The sequence below is a fragment of the Brevundimonas sp. P2_A6 genome (assembly GCF_056404975.1).
Map to the genome: position 1 here is coordinate 557,815 of NZ_JBFUCZ010000001.1, position 23,227 is coordinate 581,041.

27 protein-coding genes are annotated in these 23,227 nt (G+C 67.9%); 20 read left to right on the forward strand and 7 right to left on the reverse strand.

Annotated features, from left to right (window positions below; all coding sequences use genetic code 11):
• Positions 1 to 20 precede the first annotated feature (20 nt).
• The 3 genes from queF to AC1DW4_RS02865 are packed head-to-tail and all read left to right on the forward strand — an operon-like array spanning position 21 to position 2,049.
• Positions 21 to 482, forward strand: coding sequence for a preQ(1) synthase (gene queF / locus AC1DW4_RS02855; RefSeq protein ID WP_477015723.1), 462 nt, complete (start codon positions 21 to 23; stop codon positions 480 to 482).
• Between the two features lie 53 nt (positions 483 to 535).
• Entirely contained in the window at positions 536 to 1,336 is an 801-nt protein-coding gene (locus AC1DW4_RS02860) for a DUF817 domain-containing protein (RefSeq protein WP_477016205.1), read from the forward strand.
• Positions 1,333 to 2,049: a class I SAM-dependent methyltransferase gene (locus tag AC1DW4_RS02865; RefSeq protein WP_477015724.1), complete on the forward strand. Its 717-nt coding sequence runs from the start codon at positions 1,333 to 1,335 to the stop codon at positions 2,047 to 2,049. The genes AC1DW4_RS02860 and AC1DW4_RS02865 overlap by 4 nt, the downstream gene beginning before the upstream one ends.
• Here the strand turns inward: AC1DW4_RS02865 and AC1DW4_RS02870 are convergent.
• The gene (locus AC1DW4_RS02870) at positions 2,046 to 2,660 is read right to left on the reverse strand and encodes a nitroreductase family protein (RefSeq protein WP_477015725.1); all 615 of its coding nucleotides are present in this window, start codon (positions 2,658 to 2,660) and stop codon (positions 2,046 to 2,048) included. The two genes, AC1DW4_RS02865 and AC1DW4_RS02870, sit on opposite strands and share 4 nt — an antisense overlap.
• Before the next feature lie 46 nt (positions 2,661 to 2,706).
• On the opposite strand from AC1DW4_RS02870, the gene AC1DW4_RS02875 reads away from it, so the two are divergent.
• The 3 genes from AC1DW4_RS02875 (at position 2,707) to AC1DW4_RS02885 (ending at position 4,479) form a co-directional block, all read left to right on the forward strand.
• Positions 2,707 to 3,354: an NUDIX domain-containing protein gene (locus AC1DW4_RS02875; protein ID WP_477015726.1), complete on the forward strand. Its 648-nt coding sequence runs from the start codon at positions 2,707 to 2,709 to the stop codon at positions 3,352 to 3,354.
• Between the two features lie 19 nt (positions 3,355 to 3,373).
• Positions 3,374 to 4,195 carry a serine O-acetyltransferase gene (gene cysE, locus AC1DW4_RS02880; protein WP_477015727.1) on the forward strand — a complete coding sequence of 274 codons (822 nt, stop codon included), beginning with the start codon at positions 3,374 to 3,376 and terminating at the stop codon, positions 4,193 to 4,195.
• A 71-nt stretch (positions 4,196 to 4,266) separates the two neighbouring features.
• Complete coding sequence (locus AC1DW4_RS02885; protein ID WP_269514203.1) at positions 4,267 to 4,479, forward strand: DUF3126 family protein; 213 nt, start codon at positions 4,267 to 4,269, stop codon at positions 4,477 to 4,479.
• Positions 4,480 to 4,551: 72 nt separating this feature from the next.
• Here the strand turns inward: AC1DW4_RS02885 and AC1DW4_RS02890 are convergent, their stop codons facing one another.
• The gene (locus AC1DW4_RS02890; protein ID WP_477015728.1) at positions 4,552 to 5,187 is read right to left on the reverse strand and encodes a hypothetical protein; all 636 of its coding nucleotides are present in this window, start codon (positions 5,185 to 5,187) and stop codon (positions 4,552 to 4,554) included.
• Positions 5,188 to 5,288: 101 nt separating this feature from the next.
• Between AC1DW4_RS02890 and AC1DW4_RS02895 the strand changes: the two genes are divergently transcribed.
• The 6 genes from AC1DW4_RS02895 (at position 5,289) to AC1DW4_RS02920 (ending at position 10,299) form a co-directional block, all read left to right on the forward strand.
• Positions 5,289 to 6,158, forward strand: coding sequence for a 50S ribosomal protein L11 methyltransferase (locus tag AC1DW4_RS02895; protein ID WP_477015729.1), 870 nt, complete (start codon positions 5,289 to 5,291; stop codon positions 6,156 to 6,158).
• Between the two features lie 53 nt (positions 6,159 to 6,211).
• Positions 6,212 to 6,706, forward strand: a complete 495-nt coding sequence (locus tag AC1DW4_RS02900) for a hypothetical protein (protein ID WP_477015730.1) — start codon at positions 6,212 to 6,214, stop codon at positions 6,704 to 6,706.
• A 53-nt stretch (positions 6,707 to 6,759) separates the two neighbouring features.
• Entirely contained in the window at positions 6,760 to 8,571 is a 1,812-nt protein-coding gene (locus tag AC1DW4_RS02905) for an aminopeptidase P family protein (protein ID WP_477015731.1), read from the forward strand.
• A gap of 34 nt (positions 8,572 to 8,605) precedes the next feature.
• Positions 8,606 to 8,860, forward strand: coding sequence for a type II toxin-antitoxin system VapB family antitoxin (locus tag AC1DW4_RS02910; RefSeq protein WP_477015732.1), 255 nt, complete (start codon positions 8,606 to 8,608; stop codon positions 8,858 to 8,860).
• Positions 8,857 to 9,246, forward strand: coding sequence for a type II toxin-antitoxin system VapC family toxin (locus tag AC1DW4_RS02915; protein ID WP_477015733.1), 390 nt, complete (start codon positions 8,857 to 8,859; stop codon positions 9,244 to 9,246). The genes AC1DW4_RS02910 and AC1DW4_RS02915 overlap by 4 nt, the downstream gene beginning before the upstream one ends.
• Positions 9,247 to 9,309: 63 nt before the next feature.
• Entirely contained in the window at positions 9,310 to 10,299 is a 990-nt protein-coding gene (locus AC1DW4_RS02920; RefSeq protein ID WP_477015734.1) for an aldo/keto reductase, read from the forward strand.
• Positions 10,300 to 10,318: 19 nt separating this feature from the next.
• Here AC1DW4_RS02920 and AC1DW4_RS02925 read toward each other — a convergent pair whose 3' ends face one another.
• Positions 10,319 to 10,744, reverse strand: a complete 426-nt coding sequence (locus AC1DW4_RS02925; protein ID WP_477015735.1) for a DUF2147 domain-containing protein — start codon at positions 10,742 to 10,744, stop codon at positions 10,319 to 10,321.
• Between the two features lie 143 nt (positions 10,745 to 10,887).
• Between AC1DW4_RS02925 and AC1DW4_RS02930 the strand changes: the two genes are divergently transcribed.
• Positions 10,888 to 12,015 (forward strand): serine hydrolase, encoded by a 1,128-nt coding sequence (locus tag AC1DW4_RS02930; protein ID WP_477015736.1) that lies wholly within the window; start codon positions 10,888 to 10,890, stop codon positions 12,013 to 12,015.
• Here AC1DW4_RS02930 and ligA read toward each other — a convergent pair.
• Complete coding sequence (ligA, locus tag AC1DW4_RS02935; RefSeq protein ID WP_477015737.1) at positions 12,012 to 14,330, reverse strand: NAD-dependent DNA ligase LigA; 2,319 nt, start codon at positions 14,328 to 14,330, stop codon at positions 12,012 to 12,014. The genes AC1DW4_RS02930 and ligA overlap by 4 nt on opposite strands.
• Positions 14,331 to 14,443: 113 nt before the next feature.
• Between ligA and AC1DW4_RS02940 the strand changes: the two genes are divergently transcribed.
• The 3 genes from AC1DW4_RS02940 to AC1DW4_RS02950 all read left to right on the forward strand — a co-directional run bounded on the left by AC1DW4_RS02940 (position 14,444) and on the right by AC1DW4_RS02950 (position 16,722).
• Positions 14,444 to 15,406, forward strand: coding sequence for a M20/M25/M40 family metallo-hydrolase (locus tag AC1DW4_RS02940; protein ID WP_477015738.1), 963 nt, complete (start codon positions 14,444 to 14,446; stop codon positions 15,404 to 15,406).
• Between the two features lie 85 nt (positions 15,407 to 15,491).
• On the forward strand, positions 15,492 to 16,121 hold the full coding sequence (locus AC1DW4_RS02945) for a methyltransferase family protein (protein ID WP_477015739.1): 630 nt from the start codon (positions 15,492 to 15,494) through the stop codon (positions 16,119 to 16,121).
• A 58-nt stretch (positions 16,122 to 16,179) separates the two neighbouring features.
• Positions 16,180 to 16,722: a hypothetical protein gene (locus tag AC1DW4_RS02950; RefSeq protein ID WP_477015740.1), complete on the forward strand. Its 543-nt coding sequence runs from the start codon at positions 16,180 to 16,182 to the stop codon at positions 16,720 to 16,722.
• Positions 16,723 to 16,773: 51 nt separating this feature from the next.
• Here the strand turns inward: AC1DW4_RS02950 and AC1DW4_RS02955 are convergent, their stop codons facing one another.
• Positions 16,774 to 17,238, reverse strand: coding sequence for a peptidylprolyl isomerase (locus AC1DW4_RS02955; RefSeq protein ID WP_477015741.1), 465 nt, complete (start codon positions 17,236 to 17,238; stop codon positions 16,774 to 16,776).
• Positions 17,239 to 17,308: 70 nt separating this feature from the next.
• Between AC1DW4_RS02955 and AC1DW4_RS02960 the strand changes: the two genes are divergently transcribed.
• Positions 17,309 to 18,031, forward strand: coding sequence for an RlmE family RNA methyltransferase (locus AC1DW4_RS02960; RefSeq protein WP_477015742.1), 723 nt, complete (start codon positions 17,309 to 17,311; stop codon positions 18,029 to 18,031).
• Entirely contained in the window at positions 18,028 to 19,086 is a 1,059-nt protein-coding gene (locus AC1DW4_RS02965) for a DUF2332 domain-containing protein (RefSeq protein ID WP_477015743.1), read from the forward strand. Before AC1DW4_RS02960 ends, AC1DW4_RS02965 begins: the two co-directional genes overlap by 4 nt.
• On the opposite strand, the gene AC1DW4_RS02970 is transcribed toward AC1DW4_RS02965, so the two are convergent.
• Both AC1DW4_RS02970 and AC1DW4_RS02975 read right to left on the reverse strand, forming a co-directional pair.
• Positions 19,083 to 20,633 carry a cation:proton antiporter gene (locus AC1DW4_RS02970; RefSeq protein WP_477015744.1) on the reverse strand — a complete coding sequence of 517 codons (1,551 nt, stop codon included), beginning with the start codon at positions 20,631 to 20,633 and terminating at the stop codon, positions 19,083 to 19,085. The two genes, AC1DW4_RS02965 and AC1DW4_RS02970, sit on opposite strands and share 4 nt — an antisense overlap.
• Positions 20,634 to 20,677: 44 nt before the next feature.
• Positions 20,678 to 21,208, reverse strand: a complete 531-nt coding sequence (locus tag AC1DW4_RS02975; protein WP_477015745.1) for a DUF2061 domain-containing protein — start codon at positions 21,206 to 21,208, stop codon at positions 20,678 to 20,680.
• 138 nt (positions 21,209 to 21,346) lie between these two features.
• Between AC1DW4_RS02975 and guaB the strand changes: the two genes are divergently transcribed.
• Positions 21,347 to 22,804, forward strand: coding sequence for an IMP dehydrogenase (gene guaB, locus AC1DW4_RS02980; protein ID WP_477015746.1), 1,458 nt, complete (start codon positions 21,347 to 21,349; stop codon positions 22,802 to 22,804).
• 1 nt (position 22,805) lies between these two features.
• Positions 22,806 to 23,225, forward strand: a complete 420-nt coding sequence (locus AC1DW4_RS02985; protein WP_477015747.1) for an MAPEG family protein — start codon at positions 22,806 to 22,808, stop codon at positions 23,223 to 23,225.
• Positions 23,226 to 23,227 lie beyond the last annotated feature (2 nt).

The window sequence follows — 23,227 nt, forward strand, 5'->3', positions numbered from 1 at the left end:
GCCCGCGCTAAACCGCCGTCATGACCACCGACACTTCCGGCCTGAGCCAGCTCGGCCAGCATACCGTACAGCCCACGACGCCCGAGACGGCGGTGCTGGAGCGCGTGCCCAACCCGCATCCCGACACCCTGTATCTGGCCCGGTTCACCGCGCCGGAGTTCACCAGCCTGTGTCCCGTCACGGGCCAACCGGATTTTGCGCACATCGTCATCGACTATGCGCCGGGCGACTGGCTGGTCGAGTCCAAGTCGCTGAAGCTCTACCTGACCGCCTTCCGCAATCACGGGGCCTTCCACGAGGATTGCACCGTCGCCATCGGCAAGCGGATCGCAGACCTGCTCCAGCCGCGCTGGCTGCGCATCGGCGGCTACTGGTATCCGCGCGGCGGCATCCCGATCGACGTCTTCTGGCAGACGGGCACCCCGCCGGAAGGGCTGTGGCTGCCCGACCAGGGCGTGCCGACCTATCGCGGGCGGGGGTGAGCCCGCCGCGCCGACTTCCCTGGGAAGTCTGGGGCCGTCGTCAGCTAGACGGCCTGCAGGTCCGGGCCGACAGCGCGGCGTGGAGCCGGTTCGCCTTCGCCTTTCTGATGTTCGGGATCAAGCAGGCCTATGCCTGTCTGTTCGGCGGGGCGATGCTGGGATTGATCCTGGCGACGTTCCTGCTGTGGCCGGACGATGCGCCCGTGTCGCGGTATGACTTCCTGGTGGTCGGGGCGGTGCTGATCCAGATCGCGATGCTGGCCTTGAAGCTGGAAAGCTGGGCCGAGGCGCGGGTGATCCTGCTGTTCCATATCGCGGGCACGATCATGGAGCTGTTCAAGACGGCGCACGGGTCGTGGGTCTATCCGGAGGACTCCGTGCTGCGGATCGGGGCGGTGCCGCTGTTCTCGGGCTTCATGTATGCGGCGGTGGGCAGCTATATCGCGCGGGTGCAGCGGATCTTTCACATCCGGGTGCGGGGCTATCCGCCGGTGTGGACGACCTGGGTGCTGGCGGTGGCGATCTACGTCAACTTCTTCGCCCACCACTGGCTGCCGGACATTCGGCTGGCGTTGTTCGCGGCGACGGCCCTGCTGTTCGGGCGAGGATTGTTCTGGTTCACGGCGAACCGGACGCGGCTGAGGATGCCGCTGCTGCTGGGATATTTCCTGGTGGCGCTGTTCATCTGGTTCGCGGAGAACCTGGGCACGCTGGGCCGGGCCTGGGCCTATCCGGGGCAGGAGGCGGGGTGGCAGATGGTGTCGGTGTCCAAGCTGGGGAGCTGGTTCCTGCTGATGATCATCTCGGTGGTGATGGTATCGCTGGTCCACCGGCCGGAGGAGGAACCGCGATGAGCGACGGATGGCAGCAATCGGCCGATGCCTGGGTCGCGTCGCAGGGTGACGAGGGCGACTTCGGGCGGCGCTGGGTCATGGATGCGCCCATGCTGGAGCGGGTGCGGATGCGGCCCTATCGGCGGGCGCTGGATGTCGGCTGTGGCGAGGGGCGGTTCTGCCGGATGCTGAAGGCGGAGGGGGTGACGGCGGTCGGTATAGACCCGGCCCCGGCGCTTATCGATCATGCACGCGCGCGCGATCCCGAGGGCGACTATCGCGTCGAAGCGGCCGAGGCGCTGGGGTTCGAGGATGGGTCGTTCGATCTGGTGGTCAGCTATCTGTCGCTGATCGACATTCCAGATGTGCGCGCCGCGATCGCGGAGATGGCGCGGGTGCTGGCCCCGGGAGGTCGGCTGCTGATCGCCAATCTGGCCAGCTACAATTCCGCAGCCGACGCGAACGACCTGGGGTGGGCGACGCTGTCGGACGGGCAACGGGTCCATGCGATGGACCATTATCTGGAGGAGAAGGCCGCGTGGATCGCCTGGAAGGGCATCCGCATCCAGAACCACCACCGGCCGCTGAGCACCTACATGACATTGCTGCTGGATCAGGGTCTGACCCTGACGCACTTCGCCGAACCCCGCGCGAATGCGGACGGCGACCCGGTGCGGGCGGCGCACTATGACCGCGCGCCGTGGTTCATGCTGATGGAGTGGGCGAAGTCCTAGGGCAGGGTCGTGGTCAGGGCCGCGACGTCGGGGCGCTCGCGCTCCAGCGGGGGTTCGGCCGCTGTCCCGATGTGGATGAAGCCCGCGACCTTTTCGCCGGCACGCACGCCGAACAGCGGCAGGGCGTCGTCGTCATAGCTGTACCAGTCGGTGATCCAGCTGGAGGAAAACCCAAAGGCAGACGCGGCGTGTTCCAGGTTCATGCAGACGGCACCCGCCGACAATTCCTGCTCCCAGACGGGCTTGGACGCCGGTGCCGCCGTGGAGATCACCAGAACCGTGGTCGGGGCGGCCGTCAGCTTGGCCAGGACGGCCGTGGCCTTGCCGGGCAGGCCCTTTTCCACCGCCATCACCGCCAGGCGCTCGGCGATCTCGGCGCGGGTCTGGCGGCCCAGGACAACGAAGCGCCAGGGCGTCAGCTTGCCATGGTCGGGCGAGCGGGCGGCCAACGTCAGCAGGGTGTGGATTTGCGTCGGGCCGGGGCCGGGCTCGATCAGGGCCTGGGCCGGAGCGGAGCGGCGGGTCGCCAGCCGCGCCAGCATCTCCACCGACCGGATCGGCAGGGGCAGGGGAGCACCGAGTTCAACGGGTCTGGGCAGGGTATCAGGCATGGTCTCAAGCTAGGCGACGACACGCTTTCGCGCCATAGCTGACGCCATGAGCGACCACGACCCCTTCAGCGAGGACCGCCCCGTTCCAGCCTGGGCCGAGGGGTTGCCCACGCCTGTCCCCTGGCAGGATCTGGGTCATACGGTGGTGCACGAGACGGCCTGGATGAAGGTGACCGAGCATGACGCGGTGGCTCCGACCGGGCGTCAGGCGAAGTACGGCGTGCTGCGGTTCAGGAACGTGGCGACGGGGGTGCTGCCGGTCCACACGGACGGCACGGTGACCCTGGTGGGGCAGGCGCGCTTCGCGCGGGCCAACTATTCCTGGGAGATGCCGGAGGGTGGCGCGCCGTTCGACGAAGACCCGCTGCAAGGTGCCATGCGCGAACTGGCCGAGGAGGCGGGGCTGGAGGCCCGGTCGTGGAAGCGTGCGCTGGCGATCGAGGTGTCGAACTCCATCACCGACGAGATCGGCCTGACCTGGATCGCCTGGGACCTGAGCCCGGTCCCACTCGATCCCGATCCGACCGAGGTGATCACCGTCGTGCGGGTGCCCTTCACCCAACTGCTGAGGGAGATCGAGCGCGGGGCGATCCTGGATTCCTTCACGGTGGCGACGGCGTATCGCGCCTACCATATGGCGCGAGAGGGGCTGCTGCCGGGCTGGCTGGCGCACGCCATGCTGACACGGGTATGATGGGCGAATGGAGCCGGTGATGCACAAGCTGGAAGTGGTCGCGTCCCCGGACAGCCTGTGGAGCCAGCTGCGCGCCTCGGCCGAGGCGGCGGCGCGTCACGAGCCGCATCTGGGGTCGCTGATGAACGCGACGATCCTGTCGCACCTCGACCTGGCCAATGCCCTGAGCTTCCAGATCGCGCGCAAGATCGGCGATGCGGAGCTGGCCCCCATGAGCGTGCGAGAGGTCTGTGCCTTCGCCTTCTGGTCGGACCCCGGCATCGTCGCCTCGGCGGAGGCGGACCTTCAGGCGGTGGCGGAACGCGACCCGGCGATCAAGTCGCTGTTGCAGCCGTTCCTGTACTTCAAGGGATTCCAGGCCCTGCAGGCTTGGCGCGTGGCCCACTGGCTGTGGGGTCAAGGGCGCGAAACGCTGGCCTTCCATTTCCAGAGCCGGATTTCGGAGCTGTTCCAGCTGGACATCCATCCGGGCGCGCAGATCGGGTCCGGCATCTTCCTCGATCACGGCACGGGCATCGTCATCGGCGAGACTGCGGTGATCGGCGACGAGGTGTCGATGCTGCACGGCGTGACCCTGGGCGGGACCGGGGCCGAGCGCGGCGACCGCCACCCCAAGATCGGCAAGGGCGTCCTGCTGGGTGCCGGGGCCAAGGTGCTGGGCAATATCGTGGTCGGAGACTACGCCAAGGTGGCGTCCGGATCGGTTGTGCTGAAGCCCGTGCCCGCAGGCTGCACGGTGGCGGGGGTGCCTGCGCGGCTGGTCAACTGTCCGACCGACGCGACGCCCGCGCGGACCATGGATCATACCCTGGCCGACATCGTTTATGACTTCGTGATCTGAAGGCCGGGGTTTCCTTACGGGAGCTGCTTCTCTAGGGTCCGCCGCTCATTTCCAGACCACCGAGGCCCGCCATGAACGACGCTGACATGAAGCGTATCGAGACCCACCTGAAGCGAACCTTCAACACGGGCGGCATCATCGTGAAGGCTCGGGCCAAGGTGAACGACTCGGCCGAAGTCTATGTCGGCGACGAGTTCATCGGCGTCGTCTTCGAGGACGAAGACGAGGACGGCAGCTTCATGTTCGAGATGGCGATCCTGGCCGAGGACCTGCCCGCCGACTGATCGGCCCTTCAGGACCAGACATGAAGACGCCGGGCAGTGCGAACTGCCCGGCGTTTCGCATTTCAGGATCGATCAGCGCTTGCCGAAGATCGCGTCGGCCAGCTTGTCGAAGAACCCCTTCTTGGCTTCGGGAGCCTTGGGCGCGGGCGGTGTCACCGGGGCGGCGGCGCTCGAGGCCGGCGTCACGGCCGGCTTGCTTGCAGGGGTCGGCACAGGCGCGACGGCGGGCTTGGCTGCGGTGGTCGTTGCAGCCGGCTTGGCCGCGGGTTTCGGCGCAGCGGCCTTCGGATCAGCCGTCTTGGGAGCGGACGTCTTCGGCGCAGCCTTGGCGGCAGGAGCCTTCGCGGCCGCCTTCGGAGCGGGCTTGGCAGTGGCCTTCTGAGCCGGTGCCTTCGGAGCAGGGGCCGAAGTCTTTGCGGCCTTCGGTGCGGCGGCCTTGGTGGCCGGCTTGGTCGCGGGAGCCTTGGCAGCGATTGCCTTGACCGCAGGTGCCTTCGCCGCCGGGGCTTTCGCCGTGGTCTTGGGTGCCGGAGCCTTGGCGGCAGCGGTCTTAACCGCAGGGGCCTTGGCCGGTTTCGCAGCGGTCGTCTTGACCGGAGCGGCTGCCTTTGCGGCGGTAGCGGTCTTCGCGGCGCTCGACTTCGGCGCCGGTTTAGGCTTGGAAGCGGCGGACGCCTTCGGCGACGCAGTAGACGGTGACTTGGCCATGTATTCCCCGACCCCTCGGTTGGAACGATCGCGACCGATGCGGGAGAGCACGGCCGCAAACTCAATAGTATCGATTCGCAATGATACCGGTGTTTGAATAAATGTCCCACAACCCCGTCCAGATTGTCGCCCGCGGCTCGCGTGCTGCTGCCGAAGCCGCCGCGGAGGCCATCGATTCCGATATCCTGCTGGAAGGCGCGACCTATTCGATCCTGGAAGAGGACGAGGATCGCGACGTCTGGCGCATCGACGCCTTCCCGACATCGGAGGAGGAGGTCGAGGCCCTGACCGCGCGGCTGGCGGAGCACCCCGGTGTGACGGTCAAGGTCGAACCGCTGGCCGACGCCGACTGGCTGGCCATGTCGCTGTCGGGCCTGCCGCCGGTCCGGGCGGGCCGGTTCTTCGTCTATGGGGCGCACGACCAGGGACGCGTGCCGCCCAATGCCGTGAACCTGAAGATCGACGCGGGCGCCGCGTTCGGCACCGGGCATCACGGGACGACCGTCGGATGCCTGGTCGCCTATGACGAACTGCTGAAGCGCGAGCGGTTCGAGAAGGTGCTGGACGTCGGTTGCGGCACCGGCGTGCTGGCCATCGCGGCGGCGCGGACCGGCGCGGCCCTGGCGGTCGGCACCGACATCGACGCGCCCTCGGTTCGCATCGCCAACGAGAACGCCAGGCTGAACCAGGCCCATGCGAAGTTCGTCCACGCCTCGGGCCTGAACGACATCAAGGTTCGGGCGGGCGCGCCCTATGACCTGGTGTTCGCCAACATCCTGGCCCCGCCGCTGGTCGCCCTGTCGCAGGACATCAAGATGAGCCTGCGTATTGGAGGCGTGGCGATTCTGTCGGGCCTGTTGCGGACGCAGGAGCGGCGCGTCTCGGCCGCCTATCTGTCGCGCGGCTTCCGGCTGGAACGCCGCATCCACCGGGATGCCTGGAGCGCCCTGGTGCTGAGGCGGATGGGGTAAGCGGAACCGCGACCAAGCGCCGCCGTTACGCTGGCTCAATGGAGGGACTTTCCGTGAGCCAGTACGACAACGACCCGAACCGCATTCCGCCCGAGCGCATCGTCGTCAGCGAGCCGGTGTATACAGAGACCGTGGTCGTTCGACGGGAATCCAGCACTGGCTGGTGGATCGCGGGTGGTCTGGCCGCCGTCGTCCTGATTGCCGTGTTCTGGATTCTGGCCAACCGTGGCGGCACGGATGACACCGAGGCCCAGCTGGCCCAGGCGCAGGCTGATGCGGCAGCCGCCCAGGCCCAGGCCGACCAGGCGGTGTTGCAGAGCCAGATCACCGGGGCTCAACAGAGCGTGGACATGGCGCGCATGGATGCCGCCCGCGCCCAGGCCGAAGCCATCCGCGCCACCAGCGAGGCGCGCGCTGAACAAGCCCGTGCCGCCAGCCAGCCGCCCGTCGTCATCGAACGCCGCGTCGAGGTCCCGGTGCCGACCCCTGCACCGACCCCGTCATCGAGTGGCGTCGCGACGGTGACCACGACCACGCCCCAGCCCTAACAGCCGGCATATCTCCCTCCCCAACGAGGGGAGGGAGATGATATGGCGATCCGATGCGCCAGACCTTCGATGAAACCACCTCTCCGTCCTTCGGAGCACAGCACCTGCCGCTTGTCCGGGCCGCGATGGCCGAGCAGGGGCTGGACGGGTTCCTCGTCCCGCATGAGGACGAGCACCAGAACGAATATCTGCCCGCCGCCAACGATCGGCTGGCCTGGCTGACCGGCTTCACCGGGTCCGCAGGCGCGGGCGTGGTGATGAAGGACAGGGCCGCCGTCTTCGCGGATGGCCGCTACACCGTCCAGGTCCGGGCCCAGGTGGACGCGAACCAGTTCGAGATCCTCGATCTCGTCGAGGGCGGAGTGCCCGCCTATCTGGAGCGCGCGCCGAGTGGGGCGGTGATCGGTTATGATCCGCGCCTGCACAGCCCCGATGCTCTGGCCCGATTGAAACGCGCCTCGGCCAGGGCCGGTGCGACGCTGAAGCCTGTGGATCAGAACCCCGTCGACGCGGCCTGGGCCGATGCACGCCCTCCCCAGCCTATGGCCCCGGTCGTGCCGCACGAGGACCGCTATTCCGGCGAAACCAGTGCGTCGAAGCGTGCCCGTATCGGGGCGGCGATCGCGGAGGCGGGGGCAGAGGCCTGCGTGCTGACCGCGCCGTCGTCGATCGCCTGGCTGTTCAATGTCCGGGGCGGCGACGTGATCCGTTCGCCCCTTCCGCTGGCCCAGGCGATCATCGCGGCCAACGGCACGGCCATGCTGTTCCTCGATCCCGCCAAGGTGACGAACGCACTGCCCGGCTGGCTGGGCGATGACGTGACCCTGATGAACCCCGACGCGCTTCCTCAGGCGCTGGAGGGGATGAAGGGCGTGCGCGTGCTGATCGATCCGGCGCAGTCGTCCGCCTGGTATTTCGATCGGCTGGCCCTGGTCGGGGCGACGGTGGTCAAGGGCATGGACCCCTGCGCCATCCCTCGCGCGGCCAAGAACGCGGTCGAAATCGAGGGCAGCCGGCAGGCCCATATCCGCGACGGAGCGGCGCTCGCGCGTTTTCTGCACTGGGTCGATACGGTCGCTCAGGTCGAGCTGCCGGACGAGCGCGGCGTGGTCGAGGCGCTGGAGCGGTTCCGCGAGGAGACCGGCGCGCTGAAGGACCTCAGCTTCGACACCATCGCGGGCGTCGGGCCGAACGCCGCCCTGCCGCATTACAAACCCGTGACGCGCACGATCCGTCGGATGGTGCCGGGGTCGCTGCTGCTGGTGGACGGCGGCGGGCAGTATCTGGACGGCACCACCGACGTGACCCGGACGATGGCGATCGGCGACCCTGACGCCGACCAGCGCCGCATGTTCACCCTGGTGCTGAAGGCCCACATCGCCATGGCCGTGATCCGCTTTCCGGCGGGCACGACGGGGCACCAACTTGATGCCCTGGCGCGGGCACCGATGTGGATGGCGGGCCTCGACTACGACCACGGCACGGGCCACGGCGTCGGCAGCTATCTGGGCGTCCACGAGGGGCCTCAACGGATCGCCAAGGCGGTGAACACCCAACCCCTCCTGACCGGCATGATCCTGTCCAACGAGCCCGGCTATTACCGCGAAGGCCACTGGGGCATCCGCATCGAGACCCTGCAGGTGGTGACCCCGCCCCAGCCGATCCCCGGCGGGGAGCGGCCCATGCACGGGTTCGAGCAGCTGACCTTCGCGCCGCTGGACCGGCGGCTGATCGACGTCGACCTGCTGACGGCCGACGAACGGGCCTATGTGGACGCCTATCACGCCGAGACCCTGGCCAAGGTCGGACCGCTGCTGGACGCAGAGGTCCGGGGCTGGCTGGAGCGGCAGTGCGCGCCGCTTTGAGAGCAGGCTGGTGTGTGGTAGACGTCGTTCTACCATGCTGAACATCAAGAACCCCGAAACGCATCGGCTGGCCAAGGAACTGGCGGCTAGACGCGGCGATAGCCTCACCGGTGTCGTCACCTATGCCTTGCGCGAGCAGCTGGCGCGGGAGCCGGAGGTGCCAGCCAAGGCGAGCCGCGAAGAGGTGATGGCGTTGCTTGTCGAGATGCGAAAGCATCTTCGACCGCTGGAGCCCGGCGAGGACGCGACGGCCTTTCTCTACGATCCCGAGACGGGAATACCCGGTTGATCGTCGATAGTTCGGCATTGGTCGCGATCATCTTCGACGAGCCCGAAGGTGCCGCCCTGTTCGAACAGCTGATGTCCGGGACGCCCAGAATTTCGGCCGCCACATATTTCGAAAGCGGAATGGTCATCGATCGAAAGGCTGAAAACGACTTTCCCGCGCTCGCCTTCGAGCGATTGATGGCGATGACCCGGTTGGAGATCGTGCCCGTCACGCATGAGCAGGCGGTTATGGCGCGCGCGGCCTATCGCACGTTCGGCAAGGGCAACCATCCGGCGTCCCTCAACTTCGGTGACTGCTTCGCCTATGCCTTGGCCAAGGAGGCTGGGGAGCCGTTGCTGTTCAAGGGCAATGACTTCGCGCAAACCGACATCGTTTCGGCGGTCTGACCTTGCGGAGGGACGCAGCGGTCACGACCTGAGCGTTTCCAACGACACGCAGGAGCACGCCCCATGAAGACCCGTCGTCTCGGACCGAACGGTCCCGAAGTTTCCGCCGTGGGCCTGGGCTGCATGGGGATGAGCGCCTTCTATGGCGCGCCGTCGGACGAGGCGACCGCGACCGGCGTCCTGCACCGCGCGCTGGAGCTGGGCGTCACCCTGTTCGACACGGCCGAGATGTACGGCCCCTACACGAACGAGGAACTGCTGGGCCGGGCCTTCGCCGGCAAGCGGGACCGCATCTTCCTGGCGACCAAATTCGGCATCGGCTACAACGCCGAGCGCACGGCGCTGAAGGTCGACGGGTCGCCGGTCAATGTGCGCCGTGCGATCGAGGGCAGCCTGAAGCGGCTGAACACCGACCACGTCGACCTGTATTACCTGCACCGCGTCGATCCCGACACGCCGATCGAGGAGACGGTGGGCGCGATGGCCGAGCTGGTGACCGAGGGCAAGGTGCGGTTCCTGGGCCTGTCGGAGGCCGCGCCCGAGACGCTGAGGAAGGCGCACGCCACCCATCCGATCACGGCGCTGCAGACCGAATATTCGCTGTGGTCGCGCGAGCCCGAGGACGCGATCCTGAAGACCTGCGCCGAACTGGGCATCGGCTTCGTGCCCTACAGCCCGCTGGGGCGCGGCTTCCTGTCGGGCGACATCAAGTCGATCGACGATCTGGAGGAGAACGACTTCCGCCGGACCAATCCGCGCTTCATGGGCGAGAATTTCCAGAAGAACATCGACCTGGTGAACGCAGTGACGGCCATCGCCACCGACAAGGGCGTGACGGCGGCGCAGCTGGCGCTGGCCTGGGTGCTGGCACAAGGCGAGCATCTGGTGCCGATCCCGGGCACGCGGCGGATCAAGACGCTGGAGGACAACGTGGCCTCGGCGGACATCGAGCTGACGCCAGACGATCTGGCGCGGATCGAGGCGGTCTTCCCCAAGAACGCCGCCGTCGGCGATCGCTATGCTCCCGCCGGTCGAGCGGCGCTGAACCGCTAGGTCAGCGCCGCGGCCACGGTCAGCGCACCCGCGTCCAGGTCTGGTTGCGGCACAGGGGGGCGATGACGCAGCCCCGCAGGTTCAGGGTGTTGGCGTTGGTCAGGGTGATGGTGCCGCGATAGGTCCGCCCGTCGGCCGGATTGTAGACCGAGCCCCCGCGCCATTCGGTCGGGCCGCCGGTGAAGCCGGACAGCATTTGCACGCCCTGAATCCGGCGCGTCCGCAGCGCCCGGTTGGAGTTGTTCTCGTCCAGCAGGTTCGGGTTGGTGCGGATATTGTTCGACGTCACCAGGGTGCCGCACAGGGCCGGGCCGCACCGCGCGATGCGCACTTGCCCGCCGTTGGTGGGGGTTTGCCAAAGGCCGGTCGGGTCCGCGCTCTGGGCGTTGGCCACGCCGGTCAGGGCCATGGCGGCGAGGGCGAGGGGCAGCAGTCGGCGAATCATTTCGGGTACTCCACAAGACGTCGCAGAATGCATCGAGATCAGGCGTTTTGTTGACACGGAGTGTGTTTTCATCCCGGGAAGACAGGCGCGATGTCTGCGGCTAAGCTTGGATGTCTACTCAGAACGAAGCCGCGAGCCAGACCATGACCGGACCGGGTAAACAGCGCAGCCGGCGGCCGTCCATCGCCGGGGTCCTGGCGCTAGCCTGTCTTTGCCTGGTCGCCGCCTGTGGCGGCTCTGGAGGGGGCGGTGGCCAGGGCGTGGCTCCGGCGCCCCCCGGACCGGCCGCGAGCCCGGACTTTTCCACGGTGAAGGCGACCATCGATCGCTTTTCGGTGCCCGATGTAGCAATCGTGATCGGCGACGCGAACGGGGCGATCTATCGCTATCAGAGGGGTTCCATGGCCGCCGACCGGCCGGTGTACATCGCGTCGGCCAGCAAGCTTCTGCTGGGGCTCAGCGCCTGGCTGCTGGTCGAGGACGCAACTTTGTCGCCATCGACGCGGGCCGAGGCCCTGATTGATTTCTGGGCGCGCCAGCCGACGGATGAGCGCAGCCGGGTGACGCTGGAGCAGCTGTTCGCCTTCACCTCGGGTTTCAACGGCACGGCGGAGCAGGCCAGTTGCATCGGCGACGCAGGCTTCAGCCTGCGCGACTGCGTCAGGCAGATCCACGACGGTGGCCTGGACACCCTGCCGGGCGAGAGCTTCAACTATGGCAACGAGCACATGCAGATCGCCGCCTTGATGATGATCAACGCGCGCAACCAGGGGATCGATACGATCATGCGCCAGCGCCTGCTGGACCCGCTGGGCGTCAGTCGCGAGACGCGATACTCGCAAGGCTCAGGCGACAACCCGACCTATTCCGGCGGCATGCGCTCGACGGGGGATGATTACGGGCGCGTGCTGGGGGCCGTGCTGAAGGGCGACATCCTGAAGGATCGCGCCGGATTTCTGGCCGACCGCGTCGGTGCCCGGCCCACGGCAACCGTGCCGAACGCGATCAGCGCCAACCGCCTGAGCTGGCACTATGGCTGGGGCTTCTGGAAAGAATGCGCGGGCGCGGCCTATGTCGCGGCCTGCGATGCGGCCCCGATCATTTCCTCGGCGGGGGCGTTCGGCTTCACGCCCTGGATCGACTTCGGGCGAGGTTACTGGGCCGTGATCGTCATGGAGGAGCCGCTGAACCGCGGCTATGATCCGGCGCAGCTGTCCCTCGCGCTGGAACAGCAGCTGCAGCCCCAGATCGCCGCCGCTCTGGGGCGTTAGCCTCCGATCAGGGCCAGCCATTCGTCCTCGGTCAGGACGGCGACGCCAAGCCTTTGCGCCTCGGCCAGCTTGGACCCGGCCCCCGGCCCGGCGACAAGATAGTCGGTCTTCTTGGACACCGAGCCGGACACCTTGGCGCCGAGGCTTTCGGCGCGCGCCTTGGCCTCGTCGCGGGTGAAGCGTTCCAGGCTGCCTGTGAAGACGACGGTCTTGCCGGCGACGGGGGTGTCGGACTTGGGGCGTTCGGCGTCCACGACGGTGGTCAGCTCGGCGAGCAGGGCGTCGACGACGGCGCGGTTGTGCGGCTCGTGGAAGAAGTCGGCGATGGCGCGGCCGGCGACGGGGCCGACGCCGGCGATGCCCGCGATCTCGCCGAGCGTCAGCGACGGACCGTCCTCGCGGGCGATGCGGGCCAGTTCGACGACAGCGGGCCAGTCGGCGGCCAGCGGCGCGAGGGCGCGACGGGCGGGGGCGGCTATGCCGGGGAAGGCGAGGGCCAGCTTCTGGTCGATGGGGGCCTCTGGCCAGGGATCGGCCGACGACAGGTCGGCGGCGGCCATCACCGACAGGGTGCGGGGGGACACGCCGTGGCCTTCGGCCAGCCGGGTCCATTCGGGCGAGGGGATGCCCGACGCGGCCTCAAGGGCGGCGGCGTGGAAGCTGTTCCAGTCGCCGAAATGGCGGGCCAGCAGCAGGGAGGTCTGGTCGCCGATGTCGCGGATGCCGAGGCCGAAGATCAGTCGTTCCAGGGCGATGACCCGGCGGGCGTCGATGCCCGCGACCAGGTTCCTCACGCTGGTCTCGCCATAGCCGTCCTCCGCCCGCAGCTTGTCCAGTTTTTCGGCATCGCGAGCCAGGCGGAAGATGTCGGCCGGTTCCCTGATCCAGCCGCGTTCGTGGAAGGCGATCAGCTGCTTCTCGCCGAGGCCCTCGATGTCGAAGGCGCGGCGCGAGACGAAATGCTTCAGCCTTTCGATCAGCTGAGCGTCGCAGACCAGGCCCCCCGTGCAGCGGCGGCGCACGTCGTCGCCCTCACGCACCGCCTCGGACCCGCAGACGGGGCAGTGGGTCGGGAAGGCATAGGGGATCGCGTCGGCGGGGCGTTTGTCCAGGACGACCGAGACGATCTGGGGGATGACGTCGCCCGCGCGTTGCAGCACGACGGTGTCGCCGATACGGACGTCCTTTCGGGCGATCTCGTCCTCGTTATGCAGGGTGGCGTTGCGGACGACGACCCCGCCGACCGTGACGGGGTGCAGTCGGGCGACAGGGGTCAGGGAGCCGGTGCGGCCGACCTGGATGTCGATGCCCTCCAGCACCGTGGTGGCCTGTTGCGCAGGAAACTTGTGGGCGATCGCCCAGCGGGGGCTGCGCGAGACGAAGCCCAGGCGGGCCTGCCAGTCCAGCCGATCGACCTTGTAGACCACGCCGTCGATGTCATAGCCGAGACCGGCGCGGTCGGTCTCCAGCCCGCGATAGACCTCGATCAGGCCGTCGGCGCCCTCGACCCGGACCGAGCGCGGATTGACGGGAAAGCCCCACCGCTCGAACGCCTTCAGGGCGTCGCCTTGCGTGTCGGCGAACGGCTCCGAGGTCTCGCCCCAGGCGTAGGCGAAGAAGCGCAAGGGGCGGGCGGCGGTGACGCCCGGATCGATCTGGCGCAACGATCCGGCGGCGAAGTTTCGGGGGTTCGCATAGGTGCGCCGGCCGTTCACCTCTGCCTCGGCATTGAAGGCGGCGAAGGCGTCGTTGGGGGCATAGACCTCGCCGCGCACCTCGATCCGCGCGGGCCAGCCGGAGCCCTTCAGGCGATGCGGAATGTCTTTGAGCGTCTTCAGATTGGCGGTGATGTCCTCGCCCGCCCGCCCGTCGCCGCGCGTCGCCCCCTGGACCAGAATGCCGTTCTCATAGCGAAGATTGGCCGACAGGCCGTCGATCTTGGGCTCGGCGGTGAAGGCGACGACCGCGTCAGTCGGCAGGTTCAGGAACCGGCGGATACGAGCGACGAAGTCGGCCACGTCGCCCGCGTCGAAGGCGTTGTCCAGCGACAGCATCGGCACGCCGTGGCGCACCTCCGTGAACTGGCTGGAGGCGGGCGCGCCGACCTTCAGCGACGGCGAATCGGGGCGGACAAGGGCGGGGAACCGCGTCTCGATCGCCAGGTTCCTGGCCTTCAGGGCGTCGTAGTCGGCGTCCGAGATCGTGGGGGCCGCCTCGGCATAGGCGGCGTCATGGGCGGCCATTTCGGCAGCGAGACGGGCCAGTTCGGCCTTGGCCTGGGATTGGGTCAGGGAGTCTACGGGGGGCAGGGCCATGGGGTCGGTTTAGCATCGCCCGCCGACCTCGCCAGCCCGGCGCGATGACAGGAAGTTAATCTGACGCGCGTGAAACAGACGTCTATTCCGGTCTGGATCCATCAGGAGACCTCATGTCCCTCTCGTTCCGTGCCCTGGCCGTGACCACCGCCGCGATCCTGCTGTCGTCTTGCGCGGCGATGAACGAGGCAGAGACGCCCGTCGCGCCGGAAGCGTCGGCCACGACGTCCTACGACCAGCTGCTGGCCGATGTCCGCATCCTGTCGGCCGACGACATGGAGGGGCGCGACACCGGCAGCGCGGGCGGAGCGCGGGCCCGGGCCTATATCGTCTCGCGGCTGGAGGCGATGGGGATTGCGGCACCGCCGGTCGGACGTCTGCAGCCGTGGAGCGCGCAAGGGCGGACGCGCGAGGGACCCAGAACCTACAACGGCGTCAACATCCTGGGCCTGGTCGAGGGGACGCGGGTGTCGGACCGCTACATCGTCGTCACCGCCCACTACGACCATGTCGGGATCAGCGAAGGCCAGATCTACAACGGGGCGGACGACAACGCCTCGGGCGTGGCGACGATGCTGGAAATCGCCGCGCGATTGAAGGCCGCGCCGCCCGAGCACAGCGTGATCTTCGTCGCCTTCGACGGCGAGGAGCACGGGCTTCTGGGGGCCAAGCATTTCGTCCAGGCCCCGCCGGTGCCGCTGTCGTCGATCGCCCTGAACCTGAACTTCGACATGACGTCGCGAGCCGAGACCGACGGCCACCTGTGGGTCACCGGCACCTATCAGAACCCGGGCTTCCGGCCCGTCCTGGAAAGCATTCCCGCGAGCGGCACAGTGTCGCTGGCCTTCGGCAAGGACACGCCACAGGACACGGGCACGGACAACTGGGTACAGGCCTCGGACCAGGGCCCATTCTTCTCGGCGGGCGTGCCGTTCCTGTATCTGGGCGTCGTCGATCATCCCGACTACCACCGGCCATCGGACGACTTCGAGCGCATCACGCCGACGGCCTTCGCCAGTTCGACGGAGCTGGCCGTTTCCGCCTTCCGGGCGCTGGACCAGTCGCTCGACCGCTAACCGCAGGCGATTTTCAGTCGCAAAGATAGAACTTGCACGTCATCGCCGTTTCGCGTTTCCGTCCGGAAAGTGACCGGGACATGACATGACCGTGACGACCACCAATGCGTTCGACCTGCAGCGCATTCAGCTGATCCGGAAGTGGGTCCTGGGCATCGCCCTGCTGGCCGCCGTCGGACTGGCTTTTGTGTCTTCCTCGCCCTGGGTGAATCAACCGCTGTCGGAGGGTATCGAGGCGTTCGGGCTTGGGGCCATCGTCATCAGTATCGTCGGGCGGGCCTGGTGCTCGCTGTATATCGGCGGGCGCAAGAAGGCCGAGATCGTATCGACCGGCCCCTATTCGATCAGCCGCAATCCTTTGTATGTGTTCAGCTATTTCGGTGCGTTCGGTGTGGGGGCCCAGACGGGCAGCTTCAGCATGGGCGTGCTGTTCGTTCTGATCGCCGTGGCGGTGTTCCACTTCACCATCCGGCAGGAGGAAGCCTGGCTGACCGCCGAATTCGGCGATCCCTACCGCGCCTATATGGCCCGGACGCCGCGTCTCGGCCCCGATTTCGGGAAATGGCAGGACAATATCGAGCTGACGGTTCGGCCGCAGTTCTTCCTGACGACGATTCGCGATGGGCTGGTCTTTCTGCTGGCCGTTCCGATCTTCGAGAGCATCGACTGGGCGCAAGCGCAGGGTTGGCTGCCGGTCCTGATCCATCTGCCCTGACCGGGACTGGACGACCACGACGCCGCATGGTCCAGTCGCGGCTTGTTCGGGAGCGACCATGCGCCACATCATTGTTTTTGCGGTCGCAAGCCTGGCCCTGAGCGCCTGCGACCCGCCGTCTCCCGCCGAGCAGAAGACGGAGGCGAGATCCGCGCCCGCTTCGACGACGGCCCGCAGCGGATCCTTCTCCCACAGCCAGACCGGCGACCTGTCGGGCTACTACAATCCGGGGGCCCAGGTCGGGCCCGACGATTTCCAGCTGATGACGGTGTTCGTCGGCCAGGAGACCGAGTTCAAGGACTGGGAGGCCGGGCGGCGCAGCGCGACCTTCGCGCCCGTGATGCTGGAGTTCCTCGTCCCCGGCGAACAGACCGAGCGCGTCCTGCCCGACAGCTATTCCGTAAGCGATGGCCGCATCCGCATGACCGGCACCAGCCCCGAGCATGGCCGGGTCACGTTCGAGGGGCAACTGGACCAGGGGGCGCTGTCCACCGCGCGCCGGAACCTGGGGGAGGGCGAGGCACCGGCGCTGACGGCGACCGTGACGATCGGCGGGCGCAGCTTCACAGGCATGAAGTTCGCCTGGTCCGCCGGGGACTGACCCCTTTCCGCTCACCCCGGCGAAAGCCGGGATGAGCGGGACAGACGCGCCCTAGTTGACCGTCGCCTTGACGATCTTGCCCGGGTTGCGGGGCGGCTCACCCTTGGGCAGGGCGTCGACGTGGTCCATGCCTTCGATGACCTGGCCCCAGACGGTGTATTGGCCGTCCAGGAAGGTCGCGTCGTCGAAGACGATGAAGAACTGCGAGTTCGCGGTGTCCGGCTGGTTCGTGCGGGCCATGGAGCAGACGCCACGGACGTGCGGCTCATTGGAGAACTCGGCCTTCAGGTTCGGCTTCTTGGAACCCGAGGTGCCCGTGCCGGTCGGATCGCCGCCCTGGGCCATGAAGCCGGGGATGACGCGGTGGAAGACCACGCCGTCATAGAAGCCTTCGCTCGCCAGCTCGGTGATGCGGGCCACGTGGCCGGGGGCCAGGTCGGGCCGAAGCTTGATGACGACGTCCCCTTGCGTGTCGGGGCCGGTTTCGAGGGTGAGGGTCAGGGTCTGGTCGGCCATCGGGCGCTCCAAATGGGGGGAAAGTCGGGGGGTCATAGCCCCTGAGGGCCGTCGGCGCTATGTGGGGGCGATGACCGACGATGAAAAGCCCACGCCCGAAGCGCCCGCGCGCCGCCGCATGGTGAAACCGCCGACCGGCGGCACGGCCCAGGGGCGCGGCATGGGCACCCAGATCAAGACGGCCGACAAGAAATCGATGTCCTCCATCCAGTGGATCAAGCGCCAGCTGGCCGACCCCTGGTCCGAAAAGGCCCGCGCCGAGGGATGGCGCAGCCGGGCGGCGTTCAAGTTCAGCGAGATCGACGACCGGTTTCACCTGGTCAAGAAGGGCTCGCGCGTCATCGACCTGGGTGCCGCGCCGGGCGGCTGGGTCCAGGTGTGCGTCAATCGTGGCGCGGCGGCGGTGGTCGGGGTCGATCTGTTGCCGATCGAGCCGATCCCGGGCTCGACCCTGATCCAGGCGGACTTCACTGATCCGGGCGTGGACCAGCAGCTGATCGATGCCCTGGGTGGCCCGCCGGACCTGGTGCTGTCGGACATGGCGCACAACACCGTGGGCCACCGTCAGACCGACCACCTGAAGATCATCGCACTGATCGAGATCGCCTCCGACTTCGCCATCCGGACACTGAAGCCGGGTGGGCATTTCGTGACTAAGAACTTCCAGGGCGGGGACGCCGGGCGGGTGCTGGCCGAGCTGCGCGCCGCCTTCCAGGACGTGAAATACGTCAAGCCCGCCGCCAGCCGGAAAGGATCGTCCGAGGTCTATCTGGTGGCGTTGAACAAGCGGTGAGCGAAGCGGACGTCCGCGCGGCCTTCGCCAAACAGGCAGCCATCTGCACGGCCTCCGGCGCGCCGTTCACGGGACGAATCTGCGGTCTGGTCGGTGAGCGGCTGGATCGGGCCTCGGCCATCGGATCCCGTGTGTTGGATTGGTCGGGTAACCCCTCCCATGAAGGCGATGCCCTGCCGCTGAGACTGGCAGGGGGCCTGCATGCTCTGGCGCGGTCGGGGGTCGATCCGGGATTTAGCGCGGCCTATCCTCCGAACGCTGCCCCGGCCGATGACGGAGCGCTGTGGGCGATCCTGGCAGGTTCGCTGGTGTCTCACGGCAACCGTCTGGAGCCATGGCTTGACGGGCCGCCGCAGACCAATGAGATCGGCCGGTCGTCGGGTCTGATGGCCGGATTACTGATTTTGGCCGACGGGTTCGGGCTGCCGTTCGCCCTGTTCGAGCTTGGGGCCAGCGCGGGGCTGAACACTCAGCTGGACCGCTACTTCTATCAGATCGGACGGACCGTCGCGGGCGATGAGCGGTCGGCGGTCAGACTGATCCCGGAGTGGCGCGGCCCATCGCCTCCGGCGGCCGAGGTGCGGGTCGTTCGGCGCGGTGGTGTGGATCGGCGTCCGCTGGATCCGACACGCGCCACGACGCGAGAGACGCTGAGTGCTTATGTCTGGGCTGACCAGCGCGACCGGCTAGCGCGTCTGGAAGCGGCGCTGCGTATTGCCCATGATGCGCCGGCGCGGATCGAGGCGGGCGATGCCGCCGACTGGCTGGAAGCGAACCTGGGCCTCGAGCCCGAGCCGGGCGTGTGCCGGGTTGTCGTCCACACCATCGCCTTCCAGTATTTCCCGAGGGACGTTCAGGCACGGATCCGGGCACGGATCGAAGCCGTCGGGGCACAGGCGTCATCGAGCGCACCGTTGGCCTGGCTCAGCTACGAGGCTGAGGGCGCGGGCTTCGAGCGCTGGCCGGTGCTGAGGCTCAAAACCTGGCCCGGTGCGGATGACGTCGCCCTGGCGCGCGGGCATCCGCACGGCAACTGGTTCGAGTGGCTGGTCTAGCGCTCGACCGGCGTCAGGCTCAGTTCGTGGCGGTCCAGTTCTTCCTCGAGCTGGAAATAGGCCGCCTCGCCGATTTCGCCGGACATGCGAAGGCGGTGCAGCACCTCGCGCTTGGCCTCCAGAACCTGGCCCAGCAGGCGGTCCTGATCGGTGTAGACGCGGCCTTCCTCGGGATCGGCGGCGCGCAGAGCCTTCAGACGGCCTTCGTAGTCGGTGCGCAGACGTCTGGCGGCGGGGCTGTCGATGCCCTTGACGTGGTCCAGTCCGGCAAGCGCGACGGCCTCTCGCGCCTTCTTGATCTCGCCGTCCAGCTTGCCATCGTCCTCGATCTTCAGCAGCCGGATCAGCGGCCCCAGCGTCAGGCCCTGGATGGCCAGGGTGCCCAGCACGACGGTGAAGGTGGACAGCAGGATCAGGTCGCGGTGCGGAAAGCTTTCCGGCAGGGCGTAGGACGTCGCCAGGCTGACCACCCCGCGCATGCCGGACCAGCCGACGACCAGCCCCGTGGCGATGCTGGGCCTCGCCTCGCCCTGGGGCAGGTCGGTGCCGAACAGTCGGTTCTTGATGGCCACGATGGTGGTGTAGATCATCACCCAACCCAGCCGCGCGGCGATGGCGACCCCCAGGATGATCAGGGCGAAGACGGCATATTCCCGCTGCTGCCAGGCTTCCAGCTCGAGCCAGATCGGCCGGATCTGCAGGCCGACAAGGGCGAAGGCGGTGGCGTTCAGGGCGAAGACGACCGTCTCCCACACCGCATAGGACGGCGCGCGCACGGCGGCCGAGGTGCGTCGGGCGCTGAACCGGGCGACGGACAGGCCATAGACGACGACCGAGATGATGGCCGACAGACCCAGCCGCTCGGCCGCGATCCAGACGCCAAAGGTGGCCACGAACTGGATCAGGATGGCGATGGGCGCGTCCTGCACCCGGCCATTGACCCGGCCAGAGACCCAGGCCGCTCCGATCCCCAGGGCCAGACTGCCCGCCAGCGCCCAGACCAGACTGGCGATCAGGGGCCAGCCGAACGCCAGACCGGACACCGCCGCCGTCACCGCCAGTCGATAGGTCAACAGCGAGCTGGCGTCGTTGAACAGGCTTTCGCCTTCCAGGATCACCCGGACCCGGTGGGGCACCGGTACGGCACGCAGCACGGCGGTGGCGGCGGCCGCATCGGGTGGCGCGACGATGGCCCCCAGCGCGATGGCGACCGGCCATGCCATGGCCGGCTCCAGCCCCCGCGCGGTCAGGGCCACGGCGACGACGGTGACGCCCACCGCGACGAGGCTGAGGAAGGTGATCGGCACGATGTTGCGCTTCAGGTCGCGCGGCGAACTGTCGAAGGCCGCATCGAGCAGGATAGGGGCGACGAACAGCGCCAGCACGAGCTCGGGATCCAGATCGAGCTCCGGCGCGAACGGCAGGAAAGCGACGGCCGCGCCGCCGATGGCCAGGAAGGGCGGGAAGGGGGCGTTCAGCCTGCGCGCCAGCAGCGACAGCAGGATCGCGCCGAACAGGATCAGAAGCAGGGCTTCGAAGGCGTGCATCGATCCAGCCTACAGGCCAGGTCGCATGCGACAAGCGGAGCCGGTCAGGCCGGCTGCACGGCGCGGCGGGCTTCTCGCGTCGCCCAGAAGCGATCGTGGACAGTGAAGAACACCATCTGCACCAGAGGCTCGACCACGCCGATCGCCAAAGCCGCGCGCCAGTCCTGGGTGATGGCCAGGGCGATGCTCACCGCGACGACGAAATGCATCGCGCCATAGGTCAGGGTCTTGACCGCGATCTTCTTCAGCGACGGCAGGCCATGGTTGTGGCCGTGATGGCCATGGGCGCGGGCCTGCTCCTCGGCGTTCATGACGTCCAGGCGGGCGGTGACGGCTTCCGACGCTTCCTCGATGTCACTGCGGGTATGGCGACGCTCGATCCGGTGCCAGATGCGGTCGTGGAAGGAATAGGCGACGGTCTGGAAGAAGGGCTCGATCACCCCGATGGCCAGGGCCATGCGCCAGTCCCGCGTGATGGCGAAAGCCACCAGCATGGCCACGACCAGATGCATCACGCCGTAGGAGGCGATCTTGAGCGCGAGGCTCCGGACGGATCTGGCGAGGGTAACGACCATCGAGGCCTAAAATGTTAGCTCAGGCTGAAAGTTTCAAGTCCTGATGAAAAGACTTACGCGCAGCGCGGACTTTGGATGCGTCGCGGTTGACTTCGCAGCCGCGAAAGAGGATAGGCGGCCCGCAAAACGGAGACTCCCATGGAGATTCGCGAAGGGCTCACCTTCGACGATGTTTTGCTCGAACCCGGCCCGTCCGAGGTGATGCCCGCAGAGGCGGACGTCTCGACCCGGCTGACGCGCGACATCCGACTGAACATCCCGCTGACCTCGTCCGCCATGGACACGGTGACCGAAAGCCGGCTGGCCATCGCCATGGCCCAGGCCGGGGGTCTGGGCATCCTCCACCGGAACATGACGGTGCAGGAACAGGCCGATCAGGTCCGGACCGTGAAGCGCTATGAAAGCGGCATGGTCATCAATCCGGTGACCATCCGGCCGGAGACCACGCTGGGCGAGGTTCGCCAGATCGTGGCCCAGAGGAAGATTTCCGGGTTTCCGGTCGTGGACGCGGGCGGCAAGCTGGTCGGCATCCTGACCAATCGCGACATGCGGTTCGACACCGATCCGAACACCCGCGCCGCCGACCTGATGACCACGGGCGACCTGGTCACCGTGCGCGAGGGGGCCGGACGCGACGAGGCGCGGACGCTGCTGCGCACCCGCAAGATCGAGCGCGTCATCGTGGTGGACGAGGACTATCGTGCCACCGGCCTGATCACGATGAAGGACATCGAGAAGGCCCAGGCTCATCCCCATGCGGCCAAGGACGATCAGGGGCGGCTGCTGGTCGGTGCGGCCTCGACCGTCGGCGACGCCGGGTTCGAGCGCGCCATGGCGCTGGCCGAGGCCGGTTGCGACGTGGTGGTGATCGACACCGCGCACGGCCACTCGGCCCAGGTGTCGCGGGTCGTCGAGCGCATCAAGCGCGAGAACAATCGGGTCCAGATCATCGCCGGAAACATCGCCACCTATGACGCGGCGCGCGCCCTGATCGACGCGGGCGCGGACGCGGTGAAGGTGGGCATCGGCCCCGGCAGCATCTGCACCACGCGGATCGTGGCGGGTGTCGGTGTCCCCCAGCTGACCGCCATCATGGATGCGGTGCGCGCGGCCAGGGATTCGGGCGCGCCGGTCATCGCTGACGGCGGGATCAAGTATTCCGGCGACCTGGCCAAGGCCATCGCGGCGGGGGCGTCGGTCGCCATGATGGGTTCGATGTTCGCCGGGACCGACGAGAGCCCGGGCGAGGTGTTCCTGTACCAGGGCCGGTCCTACAAGAGCTATCGCGGCATGGGCTCGGTGGGGGCCATGGGCGCGGGCTCGGCCGACCGCTATTTCCAGAAGGAAGTCGAGGATACCCAGAAGCTGGTGCCCGAGGGCATCGAGGGCCAGACCCCCTACAAGGGGCCGATCGCGCCGGTGCTGCACCAGATGGTCGGGGGGCTGCGCGCCGCCATGGGCTATGTCGGTGCGCCCACGATTTCGGAGTTCCAGGACCGGGCTCGGTTCGTGCGCATCACGGGCGCGGGCTTGCGCGAAAGCCATGTCCACGACGTGATGATCACGCGCGAGGCACCGAACTACAGGCAGGGGTGAGATGATGGGCGATAGCTGGGTGCTGGTGACGACACCGGAACTGACCATGCTGGCGGCGACGCTGGTGCTGGCCTTCGTGCTGATCTTCCTGCCGGCCGCCGGGCGGACCATGGCCAACGGCATCGACTGGAACGCGGGTCCGCGCGACGGCGTGCCCGCCCGGCCGGGCATCATCACCCAGCGGCTGGAGCGCGCCCAGGCGAACATGTGGGAGACCCTGCCGCTGTTCATCGGGGCGGTGCTGATCGCCCATGTGACGGGCGAGGACGGGCCGCTGACCTTCTGGGGAACCCAGGCCTTCTTCTGGGCGCGACTGATCTATATTCCGCTGTACGCCTTCGGGGTGCCGTTCGTGCGGTCCCTCGTCTGGCTGATCGCGATGGGGGGCCTGGTGGCCATCTTCGTCGCCCTTTTCACCTGAAC